This window comes from Polymorphospora sp. NPDC050346 (genome assembly GCF_040655695.1).
GTDB classification, from domain to species: Bacteria; Actinomycetota; Actinomycetes; order Mycobacteriales; family Micromonosporaceae; genus Polymorphospora; species Polymorphospora lycopeni.
The window spans coordinates 66,566-85,368 of sequence record NZ_JBFAKM010000014.1 but is presented as its reverse complement, the minus strand read 5'-3'; the positions used below and the strand labels follow the sequence as shown (position 1 = coordinate 85,368).

The 18,803-nt window shown below is 72.6% G+C and carries 17 protein-coding genes and 2 pseudogenes; 7 read left to right on the top strand and 12 right to left on the bottom strand.

The genetic code is table 11. From position 1 onward, the window contains the following. The 6 genes from AB0I42_RS16870 to AB0I42_RS16845 all read right to left on the bottom strand — a co-directional run bounded on the left by AB0I42_RS16870 (window position 1) and on the right by AB0I42_RS16845 (window position 5,446). The gene (locus tag AB0I42_RS16870; protein WP_357538270.1) at window positions 1-723 is read right to left on the bottom strand and encodes a 2'-5' RNA ligase family protein; all 723 of its coding nucleotides are present in this window, start codon (window positions 721-723) and stop codon (window positions 1-3) included. Then, the gene (locus tag AB0I42_RS16865) at window positions 720-1,214 is read right to left on the bottom strand and encodes a hypothetical protein (RefSeq protein WP_357538269.1); all 495 of its coding nucleotides are present in this window, start codon (window positions 1,212-1,214) and stop codon (window positions 720-722) included. Before AB0I42_RS16865 ends, AB0I42_RS16870 begins: the two co-directional genes overlap by 4 nt. A 65-nt stretch (window positions 1,215-1,279) precedes the next feature. Next, complete coding sequence (locus AB0I42_RS16860; RefSeq protein ID WP_357538267.1) at window positions 1,280-2,032, bottom strand: maleylpyruvate isomerase family mycothiol-dependent enzyme; 753 nt, start codon at window positions 2,030-2,032, stop codon at window positions 1,280-1,282. Between the two features lie 12 nt (window positions 2,033-2,044). After that, complete coding sequence (locus AB0I42_RS16855) at window positions 2,045-3,352, bottom strand: MFS transporter (RefSeq protein ID WP_357538265.1); 1,308 nt, start codon at window positions 3,350-3,352, stop codon at window positions 2,045-2,047. Between the two features lie 71 nt (window positions 3,353-3,423). Continuing rightward, a complete protein-coding gene (locus AB0I42_RS16850) occupies window positions 3,424-3,873 on the bottom strand; it encodes a MarR family transcriptional regulator (RefSeq protein ID WP_357538264.1) in 450 nt (149 codons plus the stop codon). Window positions 3,874-3,979: 106 nt separating this feature from the next. After that, complete coding sequence (locus tag AB0I42_RS16845; RefSeq protein ID WP_357538263.1) at window positions 3,980-5,446, bottom strand: NCS2 family permease; 1,467 nt, start codon at window positions 5,444-5,446, stop codon at window positions 3,980-3,982. Window positions 5,447-5,626: 180 nt separating this feature from the next. Between AB0I42_RS16845 and AB0I42_RS16840 the strand changes: the two genes are divergently transcribed. After that, window positions 5,627-5,833 carry a DUF2530 domain-containing protein gene (locus AB0I42_RS16840; RefSeq protein ID WP_357538486.1) on the top strand — a complete coding sequence of 69 codons (207 nt, stop codon included), beginning with the start codon at window positions 5,627-5,629 and terminating at the stop codon, window positions 5,831-5,833. 19 nt (window positions 5,834-5,852) lie between these two features. Here the strand turns inward: AB0I42_RS16840 and AB0I42_RS16835 are convergent, their stop codons facing one another. Then, window positions 5,853-6,794, bottom strand: coding sequence for a DUF3027 domain-containing protein (locus AB0I42_RS16835; protein WP_357538261.1), 942 nt, complete (start codon window positions 6,792-6,794; stop codon window positions 5,853-5,855). Here AB0I42_RS16835 and AB0I42_RS16830 point away from each other — a divergent pair. The 3 genes and pseudogenes from AB0I42_RS16830 to AB0I42_RS16820 all read left to right on the top strand — a co-directional run bounded on the left by AB0I42_RS16830 (window position 6,784) and on the right by AB0I42_RS16820 (window position 10,066). Then, a pseudogene (locus tag AB0I42_RS16830) lies at window positions 6,784-8,550 on the top strand (MFS transporter). The gene AB0I42_RS16835 and the pseudogene AB0I42_RS16830 overlap by 11 nt on opposite strands. Further along, on the top strand, window positions 8,547-9,185 hold the full coding sequence (locus AB0I42_RS16825) for a futalosine hydrolase (RefSeq protein WP_357538259.1): 639 nt from the start codon (window positions 8,547-8,549) through the stop codon (window positions 9,183-9,185). The pseudogene AB0I42_RS16830 and the gene AB0I42_RS16825 overlap by 4 nt, the downstream one beginning before the upstream one ends. Before the next feature lie 44 nt (window positions 9,186-9,229). Next, window positions 9,230-10,066 carry a 1,4-dihydroxy-6-naphthoate synthase gene (locus AB0I42_RS16820; protein WP_357538257.1) on the top strand — a complete coding sequence of 279 codons (837 nt, stop codon included), beginning with the start codon at window positions 9,230-9,232 and terminating at the stop codon, window positions 10,064-10,066. Here the strand turns inward: AB0I42_RS16820 and AB0I42_RS16815 are convergent. Then, complete coding sequence (locus AB0I42_RS16815) at window positions 10,027-10,413, bottom strand: cold shock domain-containing protein (protein WP_357538256.1); 387 nt, start codon at window positions 10,411-10,413, stop codon at window positions 10,027-10,029. The genes AB0I42_RS16820 and AB0I42_RS16815 overlap by 40 nt on opposite strands. 176 nt (window positions 10,414-10,589) lie before the next feature. Beyond that, window positions 10,590-10,715 (bottom strand): annotated as a pseudogene (locus AB0I42_RS16810) (succinate dehydrogenase/fumarate reductase iron-sulfur subunit); the annotation flags it as partial. A 184-nt stretch (window positions 10,716-10,899) separates the two neighbouring features. Between AB0I42_RS16810 and AB0I42_RS16805 the strand changes: the two are divergent. Continuing rightward, on the top strand, window positions 10,900-13,314 hold the full coding sequence (locus AB0I42_RS16805; RefSeq protein WP_357538254.1) for a helicase-associated domain-containing protein: 2,415 nt from the start codon (window positions 10,900-10,902) through the stop codon (window positions 13,312-13,314). Between the two features lie 10 nt (window positions 13,315-13,324). On the opposite strand, the gene AB0I42_RS16800 is transcribed toward AB0I42_RS16805, so the two are convergent. Beyond that, window positions 13,325-13,576 carry a hypothetical protein gene (locus AB0I42_RS16800; RefSeq protein WP_357538252.1) on the bottom strand — a complete coding sequence of 84 codons (252 nt, stop codon included), beginning with the start codon at window positions 13,574-13,576 and terminating at the stop codon, window positions 13,325-13,327. Window positions 13,577-13,785: 209 nt separating this feature from the next. Here AB0I42_RS16800 and AB0I42_RS16795 point away from each other — a divergent pair, with 209 nt between their 5' ends. Continuing rightward, complete coding sequence (locus AB0I42_RS16795; protein WP_357538250.1) at window positions 13,786-15,465, top strand: DNA repair helicase XPB; 1,680 nt, start codon at window positions 13,786-13,788, stop codon at window positions 15,463-15,465. Window positions 15,466-15,838: 373 nt separating this feature from the next. Here AB0I42_RS16795 and ligD (AB0I42_RS16790) read toward each other — a convergent pair whose 3' ends face one another. After that, window positions 15,839-16,753, bottom strand: coding sequence for a non-homologous end-joining DNA ligase (gene ligD, locus AB0I42_RS16790; protein WP_357538248.1), 915 nt, complete (start codon window positions 16,751-16,753; stop codon window positions 15,839-15,841). After that, the gene (ligD, locus tag AB0I42_RS16785; RefSeq protein WP_357538246.1) at window positions 16,740-17,681 is read right to left on the bottom strand and encodes a non-homologous end-joining DNA ligase; all 942 of its coding nucleotides are present in this window, start codon (window positions 17,679-17,681) and stop codon (window positions 16,740-16,742) included. The genes ligD (AB0I42_RS16790) and ligD (AB0I42_RS16785) overlap by 14 nt, the downstream gene beginning before the upstream one ends. A gap of 185 nt (window positions 17,682-17,866) precedes the next feature. Here ligD (AB0I42_RS16785) and AB0I42_RS16780 point away from each other — a divergent pair, with 185 nt between their 5' ends. Continuing rightward, entirely contained in the window at window positions 17,867-18,781 is a 915-nt protein-coding gene (locus AB0I42_RS16780) for a Ku protein (RefSeq protein ID WP_357538244.1), read from the top strand. Window positions 18,782-18,803: the final 22 nt, after the last annotated feature.

Below are 18,803 nucleotides of genomic sequence, written 5' to 3'. Positions count from 1 at the left end.
TCACAGCGGCCACGAACCGAGCCGGTCGTACGTCGGTCGCGGGCCGAGATGGCTAGCCATCAGCACCATCTCGGCCAGCGGCCACCACGGGCCGACGTATTCGGCCAGGTCGGCGAGGTCGGCGTCGACGGCCGCCCGGGGCAGCCGCTCCCCCGGCCGGGCAAGGGTCAGGTGCGGCCGCAGCAGCCGCCGGTCGTACGGCAGCCGGGACCGCCTGAGTTCGCTCCGGACCGCGCCGCTGACCAGGTACAACGCATCGACGTCCCCATCCAGCCCGGCCCACAGCACGGTGAATCGGCCACGGCCGAAGCGGCCACCGCCGGCCAGCCGCAGTCGCGCCACCGGCCCACCGGCGACCGCCGCCACACCACCCGGCGGCACCGGCCCCACCGCCAGGTCGGACTCGGGCGCCAGCAGGTCGGGCTCGGGCACCGGCTCCGGTGGGTGGCGCCAGCGGTCGGACCGGTCCGGCCGGCGGGCTCCACGCCGGCGGGACGGCGTACGCCAGCCCGGTGCCGCCCGGTCCAGCGCCGCCCGTACGTCCGGTAGCCGCCCCTCGTCGACATCGCCGAGGAAGGCAAGGGTGACGTGCAGGTTGTCGGCGCTGGCGAGGCGTACGTTCACCCCGTCGGCGGTGGCCCGGCCGACCCGCAGCCGGTCGACGTACGCGCCGATGTGCGTGACCACGTCGGGCGGCGGATAGAGGGCGACGAAGAGTCTCACCTCGGCTCACGCCGCTGCCAGGTGGTGGCGGCCGGCAGCATCAGGCCGGCGGCCGCCAGTTCGCCCTCCACCCGGATCCGCTCGATGTCGAGGTCGAAGCCGGCGAGTTCGTCGAGGTGCTGGGCGATGCCGAGGCTCTGGCTCGCCATCCGCAGCCGGTCGTCGTATGCCTGCGCGAACGCGCTGCGCCACAGCAGGCTCTCGCTGCCCAGGTAGCGCCGCTGCACCGCGAGCCGGCGCAGGTCGGCCGCGAGCTGCTCGATGGGCACCTGCCGGGAGGGGCCGGCGACCGCCCGGGCGGATGTGATCGCGCCCGGGCCGGCGTCCCGTTCGAACCGGGCGACCGTACGTCGCTCGCGCCGGGCCCGGCGGCGCGCGACGAGCCGGGCGGTCAGCCGGTCGATCATCTCGTCGGCGCAGATCAGCGCCGCCACGGCCGCCGGCAGGCACAGCACGGAGAGCAGCGCCAGTGGCAACACCAGGGCGTCCACGAGGGGCCACAACCTTCGGCACGGGACGGCGGAGCGGACGTCCACCGTCGGATCGGCTTCATCCGTTACAGGGTGGCGACTCCGAGAAGCTGACGGAGCCGGACGACCAGGTCCTTTTCACCCTCGATCCGGACGGCGTCGTCGTCGACCCGTCGCCACAACCACCGTAGGACGGCGGCGGGATCGCCGCTGACCCGGGCGTCCGCCTCGTCGGTGCCCGCCGGCCGCACCGTGACGACGTCACGGTCGAGCCGGACCAGCCACCTGCTCCCGCCACCTGCCACGATGACCCCACGCCCGTCGTTACCCACCATCAGTTCGGTGAAGTATTCCGGCCAGGCGCGGGTCGCATAGGCCAGGAACACCTCGAGCACCTCGTCGATGCCGTCGACGGCGAGATCGTCGGGGACGGTCACGGACGGCACGCCGGCCGCCAGCTCGGCGTCGATCCGGTGCACGACGGTCTCCTGCGCCATCCGGCGGATCCAGAAGCCGACGGTCTGGTCCGGCTCGTACCAGCCGCCGGCCGGAGCCTCCGGCGGTCGGGTGGTGAGCTCGTGGGTCAGCGCGGCGTAGGACCGGTCGAGCAGCGCGACCGGCTCCTCGCCGGAGAGCTCCGGCGGCCATGGATCGGGCTCCGCCCCGTGCCGTATGCACTCGGTCTTGTGCAGGTAGACGTGGGCGACGTGCCCGGCGAGATCGGCCATCGACCAGTCGGGGCAGCTCGGTACGACCGCGTCGAGCGGCCCGCCGGAGACGACCTCGCGCAGCCGGCGGTAGTCGCTCGCCAGGCACTCCAGGTAGCGGGTGTTCTGCATCGGGACAGACAATCAGACGGGTGTGACAGCCGGCTCGGATTTTGCCGCCGGCACCACGTAGAACGCGGGCAGCGGGCGGATCCGCAGCCGGAGGCGGGCACCGGTCCGGTGCAGCTGCCAGGCGAGCGCCAGCAGCGCCACGGCCAGGGAGATCAGACCGCCGAGCCAGATGCTCGCCGCCGCGCCGTACGTCTCGGCGACCCAGCCGATCAGCGGGGCTCCGACCGGGTTGGTGCCCAGGAAGACCAGCACCCACAGGGCCATGACCCGGCCCCGGAAGGCGGCGTCGACGCCGAGCTGGACCCGCTGGTTGGACGCCTGCGCGAAGAAGATCATGAAGAAGCCCGCGGGCAGCAGCAGGAGCACGACCAGCCAGTACGTCGGCGCCAGGCCGACCAGGGTGCCGAAGACCGCACAGCCGACCGCGGCACCGAGCACCAGCCACACCGACGGCCGCTCCCGGCGGGTGCTGCCGGCCAGGGCACCGGCCAGCGAGCCGAGCGCGAGCATGGTGGTGAACACGCCGAAGGTGGCCGCACCGGTGTTGAAGACGGTCTTGGCGAGGGCGGCCAGGGTGATCTGGAAGTTGAACAGGACCATCCCGATGATCGACATGAGCGCCATCGGCAGCAGCAGGTCGGGTCGCCGGGCGACGTACCGCAGCCCGTCGACCACCTTGGCGTTGTCACGTTCGCCGATCGGCAGCAGGTCGGCGCGGTGCAGCTCGGCGCTGCGCATCCGCATCAGGCCGACGAGCGGGGCGACGGTGGCGACCGCGCTCACCAGGAAGACCGGGCCGACGTCGAAGACCGCGATGGCCACGCCGGCCAGCGCCGGTCCGAGGACCCGGGCCGTGTTGAACGTGGCCGACGAGAGGGCGAGGGCGTTCGGCAGCAGGGTGGTGCCGACGAGTTCGGACACGAACGCCTGGCGGACCGGGGTCTCCACCGCGTTGGCCACACCGAGCAGGCCGGCGAAGACGAAGACGTGCCAGAGCTGGACGACCCCGGTGACCACCAGCAGGCTCATCGCCAGGGCGAGCACCGTCCAGGTCGCGTTGGCCACCAGGAGCAGCATCCGCTTGTCGTAACGGTCGGCGAGCCGCCCGGAGAGCAGCGTCAGCAGGAGCACCGGCGCGAACTGGAGGGCGACCACGACGCCGAGGGCGGTCGCCGAATCGCCGGAGAGTTCGAGGACCAGCCAGTCCTGGGCGATGAACATCACCCAGACGCCGATCAGCTTGATCAGTTGACCGATCGCGAAGAGCCGGTAGTTGCGGACCGTCAGGGACTGGAACGTGCTGCTCAGCTTTGCCCGCACTCGGGGTGCGCCTCCTCAGATCGTACGCGTCATCCACAGTGGACGAAGCAGATCCGAGGCCCCACGCGCCGTCAGGCGCGCGCGATCCTCCGCAGGATCTCGGCGGCGCTCGACAGCGTCTCGCGCTCGGCCGCGGTCAGTTCCGCGAGCCTGCTGGCGAGCCACTCGTCGCGGGCCCGCTCGATCTGGTCGAGCATCTCCCGCCCGGCCTCGGTCACCGCGAGGATGACCTGCCGGCCGTCGGTCGGGTGAGGGGTGCGGCCGACGAGGCCACGCTCCTCCAGCTTGGCGACGATCCTGGTCATCGTCGGCGGCTGGACCCGTTCGATGTCGGCCAGTTCACGCGGCGTCAGCGCGCCCCCCAGTTCGAGACTGATGAGGGCGGAGAGCTGGGTCGCGGTGAGGTCGCCGACCGGGCGGGTCTGCCGGACCCGTCGGTTGAGCCGGGTGATCGCGTCGCGCAGGAGAGTCGCCAACTGCGCCGGCGGCAAACGCTTCGCCATCACCGTCCGCTCCGTCACGATCGTTAGCCTAACTAATGAGCGATGCTAACGACCACTCGATATGACAGCCGTCACCGTACCGTGCCCGGCGGAGGCCACCGGGCACGGTACGTCGGAAAACCCGCTAGTAGATCAGCGCCTCGACCGGGCCCCGCATGAAGTACACGACGAACAGCACGGCCACCCCGCACAGCAGCGGATGCACCTCGCGGGCCTTACCACGGACGACCTTGAGCAGGACGTACGTGATCACGCCAGCGCCGATGCCGTTGGAGATCGAGTATGTGAACGGCATCAGCACGATGGTCAGGAACGCCGGGATCGCGATCTCGTAGTCGGACCAGTCGATCGTGCGGATCGTCGTCATCATCAGGAAGCCGACCACGATCAGCGCGGTCGACGCCGCCTCGAACGGCACGACCACCACCAGCGGCGCGAAGAACATCGCCAGCAGGAACAGCCCGCCGGTGACCAGGTTGGCGGCCCCGGTCCGGGCCCCCTCCGCGACACCGGCCGCACTCTCGATGTACGACGTGTTGCTCGATACGCTCGCCGCGCCACCGGCCGCCGCGGCGACCGAGTCGACCAGCAGGATCTCCCGGGTACGCGGTGGCATGCCCTTGTCGTCGAGCAGGTTGCCCTCCTGTCCCACCGCGACCATCGTCCCCATCGTGTCGAAGAAGTCCGTGATGAGGAGCGTGAAGACGAACATCAGGGCGACCAGCCAGCCGGCCCGTTCCCACGAGCCGAGCACGTTGAAGTGCCCCAGCAGCGACAGGTCCGGAACGTCGACCACGGTCTCCGGCACCGCCGGCACGTTCAGCGACCAGCCCTTCGGGTTCGGTACGCCGTCCACGACCGACGGGCCCACCTTCGCCACGGCCTCGACGACGATCGCCAGCAGGGTCGTGGCGAAGATGCCGATCAGGATCGCGCCCTTGACCCGGCGCACGACCAGCACCAGGGTCAGCAGCAGGCCGAGGACGAACACCAGCGCCGGCCAGCTCACCAACCTGCCGTTGATACCGAGGCCGACCGGGACGGTGGTGTTCGCGACATCGGGAACACGCCGGACGAAACCGGAGTCGACCAGGCCGATGATGGTCAGGAACAGGCCGATGCCGACCCCGATGGCGGTCTTCAGCTGGACCGGAACCGACCGGAACACCGCCGTACGCAGGCCGGTCAGCACCAGGATGCCGATCAGCACCCCCTCGATGACCACCAGCCCCATCGCGTCGGCCCAGGTCATCTGCGGCGCGATCTCGTACGCGACCAGCGCGTTGACACCGAGACCGGCGGCCAGCGCCAGCGGGAAGCGGGCGGCGACCCCCATCAGGATCGTCATCACCCCGGCGACCAGGGCGGTCGCCGCCGCGATCGCCGCCATGGCGAGCCGCCGGCCGTCACCGTCGACCGCGTTGCCGAGGATCAACGGGTTGAGTACGACGATGTACCCCATCGTGAAAAAGGTCGCCAGACCGCCACGGACCTCCCGGCTCAGCGTCGAGCCACGCGCGGAGATCTCGAAATAGCGGTCGAAGCGGTTGCGGGCAACGGTCGTCCCGGTGCCCGTCGGGCGTTTGTCCATCTGGTCCTCACCGCACTGGTCACATGATGCCGCGCGCATGATCGCAGATCAGGCGTTTCCAGGGAAATTCCAGCTGGTTACGATCTTCGATATTCGCGCGGCGACCAGGGAGCCGGGAGCCGGCGCAGTAGGCTGACCCTCGTGTCCGACCGCCCCAAGCCCGAGCCGCTCGACCCGCCGATGGTCCCCTTCGCGGTGGCCGGCATCGTGGCGTGGGCGGTCGCCGGCCTGGTCCTGCTGGTCTTCTTCCGCGGCTGGCTGGCCGATCAGGGGCACACCGACTGGCTCTGGACCTGCCTCGCCGGCTTCCTGATGGGCTTTCCCGGCCTGGCGGTGATGATGAAACACGACGCCAACCGGCGGCGCCGCCGCGCCGCGGCCGGCTGACCCAGCCGGCCGGCTCCGGTCAGCCGTGCCCGTACGGCTCGGCCGGCTCGTCCTCGGCGACCGGACCGCCGGTCGTGGCCGCAGCGGCGGTCACGTGCACCGGCACCGCCTCGACCTCGCTGTCGTCGTAGACGGTCGGCAGTTCGTCGACCGGCGTCGGGGCGACGTCGGTCAGCGTCTCCGAGTGGGCACCGCAGCCGTGGTCGGCGCTGACCACCCGGCCGTCGTCGGGGGCGTAGACGTTGGCGCAGGCTCCGAACAGCAGCCGCATCGCACCGGCCAGCGGCAGGTAGAACCCGCACGACCCGCAGCGGGCGGTGCGGGGCGCGGCAACCGAGATCGGCGCTTCCGGCCCGGGGTCGCCCTCGTACCAGCGCTGGCCGGTGTCGGCGCGGCCCTCGCGGGACAGCACCCGCGCCCGGCCGAGGCCCAGCTCCCAGGAGACCTCCTCGACCGCGGGGTCGTCCGACTCCAGATAGCCCGGGGCCAGCCGCTCGTCGTCGGGCGCGGTCGGCAGCAGGTCACCGACGCCCAGGTCGCCGGGCTGAAGCCGCTCGTGCCAGGGCAGCCAGCCGGGGGCGAGCAGCGCGTCGGTGCCGGGCAGCAGCACGGTGTCGCAGACCGTCACGTGCTTGCTGCGGGCCACCCGGGTGACGGTGACCGCCCAGCGCCAGCCCCGGTAGCCGGGCAGCAGGCACTCGAACAGGTGGGTGACCAGCCGGTCACCCTCGACCACCGCCTCCAGGTGGACGCCAACGCCCTCCGGCTCGACCTCGGTGATGGCGGCGCGGGCCACGTCGACGGCGGAGGCACAGACCTGGTCGAGGCGGGCGGCGCGAGTGGTCGTCCTGGTCACACAAACATTGTTCCTCATGCCGGCCGATCGTCGACAGGCACTCCCCGATCCGATCCGCTGCCGGATGGGACGAAGACCCATCGGATGGGCGAGGATGGGAGGCATGCCGCTCTTTCCGTCGCTCGGGCGCACCATCGGTTCCGCGTTCCGCGGCACCCGCGTGCTCGCCAGAGGTTCGGTCAGCGGCGGGCGCTGGGCGACCCGCCGGGTCGGCCGGATTCGCGAGAAGGGCGCCGGCGGCGAACCCGGGATGGTCCGCCTCTTCGACCTGCACGCCGTGTCCTGCGCCGGCGACACGCTCATCGCGATCGGACTGGCCGGCACGATCTTCTTCAACGCGCCGCTCGGCGAGGCCCGCAGCAAGGTCGCCCTCTACCTGCTGGTCACCATGGTCCCGTTCGCGCTGCTCGCCCCGGTGGTCGGTCCGCTGCTCGACCACTTCCGGCACGGCCGGCGCTACGCGCTGGCGGCGACCATGCTCGGCCGGGCGTTCCTCGCCTGGTTGATCTCCGACTACATCCACGGCTTCGGGCTCTATCCGGCCGCCTTCGGGGTGCTCGCCCTGTCCCGGGCCTACGGCGTCGCCCGGTCGGCGGCCGTGCCCCGGCTGCTGCCGGAGAAGCTCGGCCTGTCCCAGGCCGGCGCCCGGGCCAGCGTCTACGGCACGATCGCGGGCGCCGTGGTGGCCCCGCTCGGCCTGGCCGCGTTCTGGTTCGGTCCACAATGGCCACTGCGGGTCGCCTCGGTGATCTTCCTCGTCGGTATGGTGATCGCGCTGCGGCTGCCGCCGCGCGCCGACTCCGATCCCCCGGAGACGGTGCCCCGGGCCTGGCAGATCCTCGGCTTCCGCCGGGGCCGGGGCGAACGGGTGCTGTCCGGCCGGCTGGTCCTCGCCGCCCTGATCGGCAGCGCCAGCCTGCGTGCCCTCTACGGTTTCCTGCTCCTCTTCCTGGCCTTCGCGATCAAGGCCGGTGACCTGACCACGGTGGTGTTCGGCCGCGACCTCGGCGACGAGGCCGCCCTCGGCCTGGTCGGTGCCGCGCTCGCCGTCGGCACCTTCCTGGCCACCGCGATCGGGACCCGGCTACGCATCCACCACCCGCTCGCGCTGCAGTCGAGCGGGCTGGTCATCGTCGCCGGTGTCGCGATCCTCGCCACGATCAAGTTTTCGCTGCTGATGGTCGCCCTGCTGTGCCTGACCAGCGCCGTGATGAGCGGTATCGCCAAGCTCGCCGTCGACGCCTCGATCCAGGAACGGGTCCGGGAACGGATGCGGGCCAGCGCCTTCGCCCACTCCGAAACCGTGCTCATGCTCGCCTTCGTCGCCGGTGGCGCGGTCGGTCTGATCCCGTTCGACGGCCGGGTCGGCATCGGCGTGGTCGCCGGGATCGGCGTACTCGCCGCCGCCCGCGCCGTGTTCGTCGCCGGCCGACTGCGGGCCGAGAGGCTGCAGGGCCGGCCGACGGCCGACGGCGAAGAGCCGACCGACAGCGCGGACCCGCCGACGCCACCCGCCCCCGACCGTGACGCCGAGAAACCGGCCCCGACCGGCCCGGCGGCCGGGAAGGACCCGGACAGCCCCGGGCCGAACCAGAAAGCCAGCGGCATCAGGAGGATGTTCATCCGCAAGAAGGCCGCCGCCAGGGAACCGGCGAAGAGCGCGCCCGACGATCCGCCCACCCGGCTCGAGAAGACGCCCCGGACGCCGACCCAGTCCGTCGGCGACCGGCCGACCACCCCCGTCGAGCGGCCCGAGGCCACCGCCCCACCCGGCTACCACATCTACCGCCCCTCGTCGGCCGTTCCCCGGCCCGGCACCGGCGACGACGAGACCAGCCGCGAATCACGGGGGCCGGCATGATCGCCGACCGCCTGCTGGTGGTCACCGCCGTCGAGGCCGAGGCCGCCGCCGTACGCGCCGGGCTGGGCGACGCCGCCGTGACCGTCACCCCGGTCGGGGTCGGGCCGGCGGCCGCCGCCGCGGGCACCGCCCGGCTGCTCGCCCTCGCCGAGGGCGCCGGACGGCCGTACACGGCGGTGATCTGCGCCGGGATCGCGGGCGGGTTCACCGACCGGGTCGAGGTCGGCGGCACCGTACTGGCCGACCGCAGCATCGCCGCCGACCTCGGCGCCGAGTCGCCCGACGGCTTCATCCCCCTCGACGAACTGGGCTTCGGCGAGACCGTCGCGCCGGTCCACCCGCCGCTGCTGGCGGCGCTGCGCCGGGCGCTGCCCGCCGCCGCCGCCGGCGCGGTGCTCACCGTCGGGACCGTCACCGGCAGCGCCGACTCGGCGAAAGCCCTGGCCGCCCGGCACCCCGACGCCGTGGCCGAGGCCATGGAGGGGTACGGCGTCGCGTGTGCCGCCGCCGGTGCCGGTGTTCCCTTCGCCGAGCTGCGTACGGTCTCGAACCCGATCGGGCCGCGCGACCGGGCCGCGTGGCGGATGCGGGAGGCGTTCGACGCCCTCACCACCGCCGCCACCCGGCTCGCCTGACAACCGCCGCGCCGGGCTGGCCAGCCGCTGGATACGGTGGGGGCGTGACGATCTCGCTGGCCATCTCGCCGTGCCCCAACGACACCTTCGTCTTCCACGCGCTCGTCCACGGCCTGGTGCCCGGGGCGCCGGCGGTCGACGTCACCTACGCCGACGTCGACGTGACCAACACCGCCGCCGAGCGGGGTGCGTACGACATCGTCAAGGTCAGCTACGCCGCGCTGCCCTGGCTGCTCGACGACTACGAGCTGCTGCCGTGCGGCGGTGCGCTCGGCCGGGGCTGCGGCCCGCTCCTGCTCGCCCGCACCGGCGCCGGCACCACCGACCTGACCGGGGCGACCGTCGCCGTACCCGGCGACCGGACGACGGCATACCTGCTCTTCCGGCTCTGGGCGGCGGACCACCCGCCGGCCCGGATCGAGGTCGTGCCCTTCCACGAGATCATGCCGGGCGTGGCCGCCGGCCGGTACGACGCCGGCCTCGTCATCCACGAGGCCCGCTTCACCTATCCCCGCTACGGCCTGACCGCCCTGGTCGACCTCGGCGAATGGTGGGAGAACGACACCGGGCTACCGATCCCGCTCGGCGCGATCCTGGCCCGGCGGGGGGCCGTCGACCCGGTCGCCGCCGCCGGCTGGATCCGCGAGTCGGTCCGCCAGGCGTGGGCCGACCCGGCGGCCAGCCGCGACTACGTGATGGCGCACGCCCAGGAGATGGAGCCGGACGTCGCCGACCGACACATCGCGCTGTATGTCAACGACTTCACCGCCGACCTGGGCCGCGACGGGCACGCGGCGGTCGACGCGCTGCTGCGCCGGGCCGCCGACGCCGGTCTGACGCCTCAGATCTCCAGCTCGCGGGCCACCGCGTGGACGAGCTGAGCGACGTTCTGGGCGGTCTTGCGGTCGGGGAACCGGCCGCGCCGCAGGTCGGGCTGCACCTTGGCCTCGAGAACCTTGATCATGTCCTCGACCAGCCCGTGCAGTTCCTCGGCCGGACGCCGGCGAAGTTCCGCCATGGACGGTGGGGCGTCGAGCAGCTTCACGCCGTGCGCCTGCGCACCCCGACGGCTGTCCATCAGCCCGAACTCGATCCGCTGGCCACCCTTGAGCTCCGTCACACCCGCCGGCAGCGCGCCCTTCGGCAGGAAGACGTCGCCACCCTCGTCACTGGTGACGAACCCGTAGCCCTTGGCCGCGTCGTACCACTTAACTCGCCCCGTCGGCACCGATGACCCCTGCTTCGTCGAAATTACGGACCTGACAAGGCTATCCGTAGGAACCCGTCGAGTGCGCCCGAGAATCCGCCCGGGCCGGCCGACGCCCCACCGGTCGCCGCCCGCACCGGGACAGATGCTTCCCGGACCGGTCAGGGGACGTGACGACAATCACTCCCCCGCCGGACTCAGCGACTGACGTGCGTGTAGTTCAGGTCTTCCACCGGCAGCGGAAACTGCACGTCGTCGCCGAACGGGGAGGGACCACCCGGCCGGGAGAAGGTGATTTCGGTGACCGCCAGGTGCCCCTGCTTCACCGGCTTGACCCTGGTGTCCCGCGCCGTCCCCGCCGCGTCACGCTCCGGCACCCGCCGTCCGCCGTCCCGAGCCATCCTGAAACTCCCTCCCCGCCGTTCCTTACCTGATCATCGTCGCACGCCACCCGCACGGGCGACCGAGGCCCATCATCCACGTCCGGCCGGATAGCGTGGAAAGACGATGACCACCACCCTCGCCGACCAACTCCGGGCGCTGCCCGACGAAGCGCTCGGCGCCCTGCTGCGCCTGCGCCCCGATCTCGTCGTACCCGTGCCGACCGACATCGGCGCGCTGGCCGCACGCGCCCAGTCGCGGGTCTCGGTGGCCCGGGCGCTCGACGGGCTCGACCGGTTCACGCTGCAGGTCCTCGACGCCGTACGCCTCGCCCGCACCGCCGACGAGGGCACCACCTCGGTCGAGTCCGTGCTGGCGCTGGCCGCCGTACCGGCGCAGGGCGTCGACGCGGCCACCGCCCGGGCCGCCCTCGACCGGCTCCGGGCCCGGTTCATCGTCTACGGCCCGGAGACCGCCCTGCGCCTGGTCGACGCCGTCGACGAGGTCAGTTCGCCGTACCCGGCGGGGTTGGGGCGACCGGCCGCCGACCTCGACTCGCGGACGGCGGCCCTGGTCGCGGACCCGGCCCGGCTGCGCCGCACGGTGCTGGCCGCCCCGCAGCCGGCGCGGGCGGTCCTCGACCGGCTCGCCGCCGGCCCGCCGGTCGGCTCGCCCGCCACCGGTGCCGCCGTCGGCTGGCTGCTCGACAACAACCTGCTCGTGACGATCACCGACGGGGCGTTCTCGGTCGACGCCGACGCCGTCGAACTGCCCCGCGAGATCGGGCTGCTGCTGCGCCGCGACACCGGGGCGCTCGGGCCGTTGCATCCCCGGCCACCCGTCCCGGTCCCCGCCGGCCGGGAACCCAAGGCCGTCGACTCGGCCGGCGCCGGCCAGGCCATGGAGGTCATCCGGCACGTCGAGGCACTGGCCGAGGCGCTGGCCGCCGAGCCGGCACCGGTGCTGCGGTCCGGCGGGATCGGCGTACGCGAACTGCGCCGGCTGGCGAAGGCCGCCGGCCTCGACGACGCGCCGGCCGCACTGCTGATCGAGGTCGGATACGCGGCCGGGCTACTCGGCCCGGCCGACGTGCCCGGAGCGGGTAACCGGGCCGGCGGCGACAGCCAGATCCTGCCGACCACCGGCTACGACGTGTGGCGGGTGATGCCCCTGTCGGCCCGCTGGGAGCAGTTGGCCCGTGGCTGGCTCGGGATGCCCCGCCAGGCCGGCCTGGTGGGCCAGCGCGACGACCGGGACCGGCCGATCACCGTACTGTCCACCGAGGTCGGGCGCGGTTCGGCACCGGCCACCCGGCGGGCCGCGCTCGGCGTGCTCGCCGACCTCGCCCCCGGTGCCGCGCCGACCGCCGACGAGGTGCTGGACCTGCTCGCCTGGGAAGCACCACGCCGCAGCCGCGGCCGCGAGTCGGCCTACCGGGACGCGCTGGCCGAGGCCGCCCGGCTCGGCGTGACCGGGCTCGGCGCGCTCACCAGCTTCGGACGGGTGCTGCTCGCCGAGACGACACCGGACCGGACGTCCACCGTCGAGGAGGACCCGCTGGGCGTACGGTCGACCGTCGGCAGCCCGGCCGACCTGCCGGCGGTGGCCCGGACACTCGACGGGCTGCTGCCCGCCCCGGTCGACCACCTGCTGGTGCAGGCCGACCTGACCGTGGTCGTACCCGGTCCGCCGGAACCGGCCCTCGCCGCCGAACTGGACGTCGTCGCCGAGCCCGAGTCAGCCGGCGGAGCCAGCGTCTACCGGGTCACCCCGGCCAGCGTCCGCCGCGCCCTCGACGCCGGATACTCCGCCGACGACCTGCACGCACTGTTCGACCGCCGGTCGCGTACCCCGGTGCCGCAGGCGCTGCGTTACCTCGTCGACGACACCGCCCGCAAGCACGGCGGGCTGCGGGCCGGGCCGGCCGGGTCATACCTGCGCAGCGACGACGAGGCCCTGCTCACCCAGGCACTCGCCGACCGGCGGCTGACGGTGCTGGCGCTGCGCCGGTTGGCCCCGACCGTGCTGGTGACCCCGCACCAGACCGGTCGGCTGCTCGCCACGCTCCGGGAGGCCGGCTACGCCCCCGTGCCCGAGGACGCGAGCGGCGCCGCCGTGCTGTCCCGGCCGAAGGTCCGCCGGGCACCGCTGCGTACGCCCGACCGGGGCGCCGACCCGCTGGCCGCGCCGGCCCTGACCCAGCCCCGGGTGCTGGGCATCGTCGAACAACTCCGCCGCGGCGACGCCGCCGCCCGGGCAGCTCGCCGGGCGCCGGCGACGATGCGGACAGCGGGTGGGCGCAACGGCGAGCGGCTGACCACCGTGCAGGCCCACACCCAGGCGCTGGCGGTGCTGCAGCAGGCGGTCCGGGACCGGTCCCAGGTCTGGGTCGGATACGTCGACGCGCACGGCGGCACCACGTCGCGGCTGCTGCGACCGGTGTCGATCGGTGGCGGTTACCTGCGCGCGGAGGACGACCGGACGGAGACGCTGCACACGTTCGCCCTGCACCGGATCACCGCGGCGGTCGTCGAGGAGTGACCTGACCCGCTCATCGTCGGTGGCGGCGGGCCATCCCGACGATCGACACCAGCAGGAGCAGGGCGGACGCGGTGCCCAGCGCCTCGCCGACCGAGTCGACGAAGCCCTGCTGCTGGACCAGCCAGCCGAAGAGGAACCAGCCGAAGAGCAGTGCGGCGGCGCAGCCGTACGCGACGATCGTGGCGCGCGACACCGGCGCCGGATCGTCGGACGCGGCGTACCCCGGCTCGGTTCGGCGGGCCGTCTCACCATCCACTGACATGCGCCCTCCCCGTCTCCACCAGCCGGTTCCATCCAGACTGGCAGCAGTGCGGCGCTTCTGACAGGGTTTTCGCCCCGGAGTCCGCTCCGGGTTCGCCCCGTCAGGGCAGGTCGGACGGCCGGTGGGCGGCCGCCGCGGACCGGCACCGGACCGTCGCGTGCGTGCAACACTGGAGGGTCCTTTCCGCGCGGTCGAGGGGGAAAACCGGCGTGAACAGCGGTCCGCTGATCGTCCAGTCCGACAAGACTCTTCTGCTGGAGGTCGACCACCCCGACGCGCAGGCCTGCCGCATCGCGATCGCGCCGTTCGCCGAACTGGAGCGCTCGCCGGAGCACGTGCACACCTACCGGCTCACGCCGCTCGGGCTGTGGAACGCGCGGGCCGCCGGCCACGACGCCGAGGGCGTGGTCGACGCCCTGATCAAGTTCTCTCGCTATCCGGTGCCGCACGCGTTGCTGGTCGACGTCGCCGAGACGATGGACCGGTACGGCCGGCTGCAACTGGCCAACCACCCCACGCACGGTCTGGTGCTACGCGCCCTGGACCGGATGGTGCTGATCGAGGTGGCCAAGAGCAAGAAGCTTGCCGGCATGCTCGGTGCCAAGATCGACGACGACACCCTGGTCGTGCACCCGTCCGAACGCGGACGGCTCAAGCAGGCGCTGCTCAAGCTCGGCTGGCCGGCGGAGGACCTGGCCGGTTACGTCGACGGCGAGGCGCATCAGATCGACCTCGCCGAGGCCGGCAAGGACGGCCGGCCGGCCTGGACGCTGCGGTCGTACCAGCGCGAGGCGGTCGACACCTTCTGGGCCGGCGGCTCCGGCGTGGTAGTCCTCCCCTGTGGCGCCGGCAAGACGCTGGTCGGGGCGGCGGCGATGGCCGAGGCGAAGGCGACCACGCTGATCCTCGTCACGAACACCGTCGCCGGCCGGCAGTGGAAGCGGGAACTGGTCGCCCGGACGTCGCTGACCGAGGAGGAGATCGGCGAATACTCCGGCGAACGCAAGGAGATCCGGCCGGTCACCATCGCGACGTACCAGGTGCTGACCGCGCGGCGCGGTGGCGCCTTCACCCACCTCGACCTCTTCAACGCCCGCGACTGGGGCCTGGTCATCTACGACGAGGTGCACCTGCTGCCGGCGCCGATCTTCCGGTTCACCGCCGACCTGCAGGCCCGCCGCCGGCTCGGCCTGACCGCGACCCTGGTCCGCGAGGACGGCCGCGAGGGCGACGTCTTCTCCCTGATCGGGCCGAAGCGCTACGACGCGCCCTGGAAGGACATCGAGGCGCAGGGCTGGATCGCCCCGGCCGAGTGCACCGAGGTACGGGTCACGCTGACCGACGCCGAACGGATGGCGTACGCCGTCGCCGAGCCGGAGGAGCGCTACCGGGTGGCGGCGACGGCCCGTACGAAGCTGCCCGTGGTCCGCCGCCTGGTCGAGCGGCACCACGGCGACCAGGTGCTGGTCATCGGCGCCTACATCGAGCAGTTGCACCAGCTCGGCGAGTTCCTCGACGCGCCGATCGTGCAGGGGTCGACGACCAACAAGGAGCGGGAACGGCTCTTCGACGCGTTCCGCTCCGGCGAGGTGTCGACGCTGGTGATCTCCAAGGTGGGCAACTTCTCCATCGACCTGCCGGAGGCGGCGGTGGCGATCCAGGTGTCCGGCACGTTCGGGTCCCGGCAGGAAGAGGCGCAGCGGCTCGGCCGGGTGCTGCGGCCGAAGTCCGACGGACGGCAGGCGCACTTCTACACGGTGGTGTCCCGGGACACGATCGACACCGAGTACGCCGCGCACCGGCAGCGGTTCCTGGCCGAGCAGGGGTATGCGTACACGATCGTCGACGCCGACGACGTGCTCGGCCCGCCGCTGCCGTCGACCGACTGATCCGGGGATCGCCGGGGCGGGCGTGGGTGGCGGGCGGCGCCGAGGCGGGTGTCAGGCGCCGAGCACTCCGGCACGGCGTGCGCCAGGTATTGCTGATGTGGGCCACAGCGAATTCGCTGTTGTCTTGGACAGCTATGTCGTGCCCGGCCGGAGAGCCCAACCGCGAGGCAGTCGGGCTTCACCAACGGCCGACCCGCCGCCCGGGCCGCCCTGACCGCACGATCGGCCGGTCCGGGAATCGGCCGGTCCGGGAATCGGCCAGTCCGGGCGATCGGCCGGATAGGGCGGTCGGTCGGCAGGCGCGGGTGGCCGGACTGGGCGATCGGCCGGACTAGGCGATCGGCCGGCGCGGGTGGGGTCAGGGTGGGGGCAATCAGGTGGGCAGGGCCGGGCCGGGGGTGACGAGGTCGGCCATCAGGTCGCCGTACCGGTCGACGCGGTCCAGGACCTCGGCGGCGGTGAACGGGCGGACGGCCCGAGCGTCGCCGTCGGCGGCCGCCTCGACCTCGGCCCAGGTCAGCGGGGTGGAGACGAAGGGTTGCGGTTCGGCGCGCAGCGAGTACGGCGCCACGGTCGTCTTGGCCGCGTTGTTCTGGCTCCAGTCGATGAACACCTTGCCGGGGCGCAGGTTGCGGGCCATCTTCGAGGTGATCGACTTCGGTGCCGTCCGTTCCAGTTCCTCCGCGATCCGCCGGGCGTAGTCGCTGACCACCTCGGCGGACTGCCCGGCGGAGATCGGGCAGCACAGTTGCATGCCCTTCTTGCCCGACGTCTTGGGCTGGCTGACCAGGCCGTCGTCGGCGAGGCGTTCGCGCAGCAGCAGCGCGACGCCGCAGCACTCGCGCAGGCCGGCCGGGCGACCCGGGTCGAGGTCGACCACCATCAGGTCGGGGTGGGTGCCGATCCGCCACTGCGGGGTGTGCAACTCCAGGGCGGCCAGGTTGGCGAGCCAGACCAGGGTCGGCAGGTCGTCGGCGACCACGTAGTCGATTTTCTCCCGGTTCTTGGTCGAACCGGGTGCCGGCAGGCGCTCGGTCCGCACCCAGTCCGGAGTGCTCGCCGGGGCGTTCTTCTCGAAGAAGAACTGCTGGTCGACGCCGTTGGGATAGCGGATGCGGGTCAGTGCGCGGTCGCGCAGGTGTGGCAGCAGGACCGGCGCGACGCGGGTGTAGTAGTCGATCACCTCACCCTTGGTGAACCCGCTCGCCGGGTAGAGCACCTTGTCGAGGTTGGACAGGTCGAGTTCGCGGTCGCCGACCTCGACCCTGATCCGGTCACCACTCGCCATCGACGTCCTCCGGTCGCAGGTCGGGGCGGCGCCGCAGGAAGCGGGGGAAGCGCAGCCGGCCGTCGGGGGTGCGCTGGCCGTACTTCACCTCCACGACCACCTCGGGGCGTACCCAGTGGGCGCCCCGGGCGTCCTCGCGCGACACCCCAGGGGCGAACGGTGAGGCGTCGGCGCGGCGTGGTTCGAGTTCGGCGAGCAGGTCGCGCTCGGCGGCCGCCCCGATGCCGCCGCCGACCCGGCCCCGGTAGGTGAGCCGCCCGTCCGGACCGGGCACCCCGACCAGCAGCCCGCCGAGCCGACGGGCGCCGGGTCGCCAGCCGCCGACGACGAAGTCGGCGGTCACCTCGACCTTGGTCTTGACCCAGTCGGGGGTACGCACCCCCGCACGGTAGGCGGAGTCGAGCCGTTTGGCGACGACTCCCTCCAGGCCGTGTTCGCGAGCGGCGGCGTAGGTCGCGGGGCCGTCGGTGAACGTCGGAGGTACCGCCCAGCGTGGTCCTACGAGCTCCAGCCCGTCCAGTTCCGCGCGCCGCTCCCGATAGGTCCGTCCGGTCAGGTCCACGCCCCGCAGCCGGAGCAGGTCGAAGATCATGTACATGGCCGGTACGGTCGCCGCCAGCCGCGCCGCCCGGCCCGGGTCGCGTACGTGCATCCGCTCGGCCAGCGCGGTGAACGAGGGCACGCCACCCTCGTCGAGCACGACGATCTCGCCGTCGAACTGGACGTCGTCGAACAGCCTGGTCAGGGCGGTGAACTCGGGGTAGGCGACGGTGATCTCGACCCCGGACCGGGCGAAGAACCGGCCGCCGCCGGCGGCGACGTCGGCCAGCGCCCGGACGCCGTCCCACTTGAACTCGTAGCCCCAGCCGGGGCCGGCGGGCAGGTCGCCGGTGACGGCGAGCATCGGCTTACGCGGCGGGGCCGGCACCTGCCCATCGTAGGACGAATCCGGCCTGGCCAGGCCATACATCCGCCAGCCGTCGGAGGGAAACCCTCCCGCTGGACGCCCCCCGGTGCGATCCTGGTCTATACCGGGCTGCTCCGGCCCCGGTACGGCGGATTTCCACAGGTCAGGCCGGGTATCTCCAGCAATGGAGCCGGGTAAGGAGCGACATGCGGGCTATCTGGAAGGGTGCCGTCTCGTTCGGTCTTGTCTCGATCGCGGTCAAGCTCTACTCGGCCACCGAGGAAAAGGACATCCGCTTCCATCAGGTGCACCGCGAGGACGGCGGCCGGATCCGCTACAAGCGCACCTGCTCGATCTGCGGGGAAGAGGTCAAGTACGACGACATCGCCAAGGGCTATGACATCGGCGGTGGCGAGATGGTGATCCTCACCGACGAGGACTTCGCCGACCTGCCGCTGACCACCTCGCACGCCATCGACGTCATGGAGTTCGTGCCCGCCGAGCAGGTCGACCCGATCCTCTACAACAAGGCGTACTTCCTGGAACCCGAGGGCGCGGCCACCAAGCCGTACGTGCTGCTGCGCGACGCGCTGACCGACTCCGACCGGGTCGCGATCGTCAAGGTGGCGCTGCGGCAGCGCGAACAGCTCGCCACGCTACGGGTCCGCGAAGGCGTACTGCTGCTCAACACGATGTTGTGGCCGGACGAGATCCGTAAGCCGTCGTTCGGTTTCCTCGACGACGACATCCAGGTCCGCCCGCCGGAACTGGCGATGGCCAGTTCGCTGATCGACTCGATGGCCGGCGACTTCGAACCCGACGCGTTCACCGACGACTACCGCGCCGCGTTGCAGGAGGTCATCGACGCCAAGGTGGAGGGCCGCGAGGTCGTACAGCCCGAAGAGGTGGAGGAGGCGCCGGCTGCGGCCGTCGACCTGATGGCGGCGCTGCGGGCCTCGGTCGAGCGGGCCAGGGTCGCCCGGGGCGAACCTGCCGAGGAGGCACCGAAGAAGGCCCCGGCCAAGAAGGCGGCGAAGAAGGCGGCGCCCCGGAAGGCCGCGAAGAAGACGGCGGCCAAGAAGGCGGGGTCCGCCCGGACCCCGACCCGCAAGACCGCCTGACCGCCGTCCCGGCCCGGAGGGC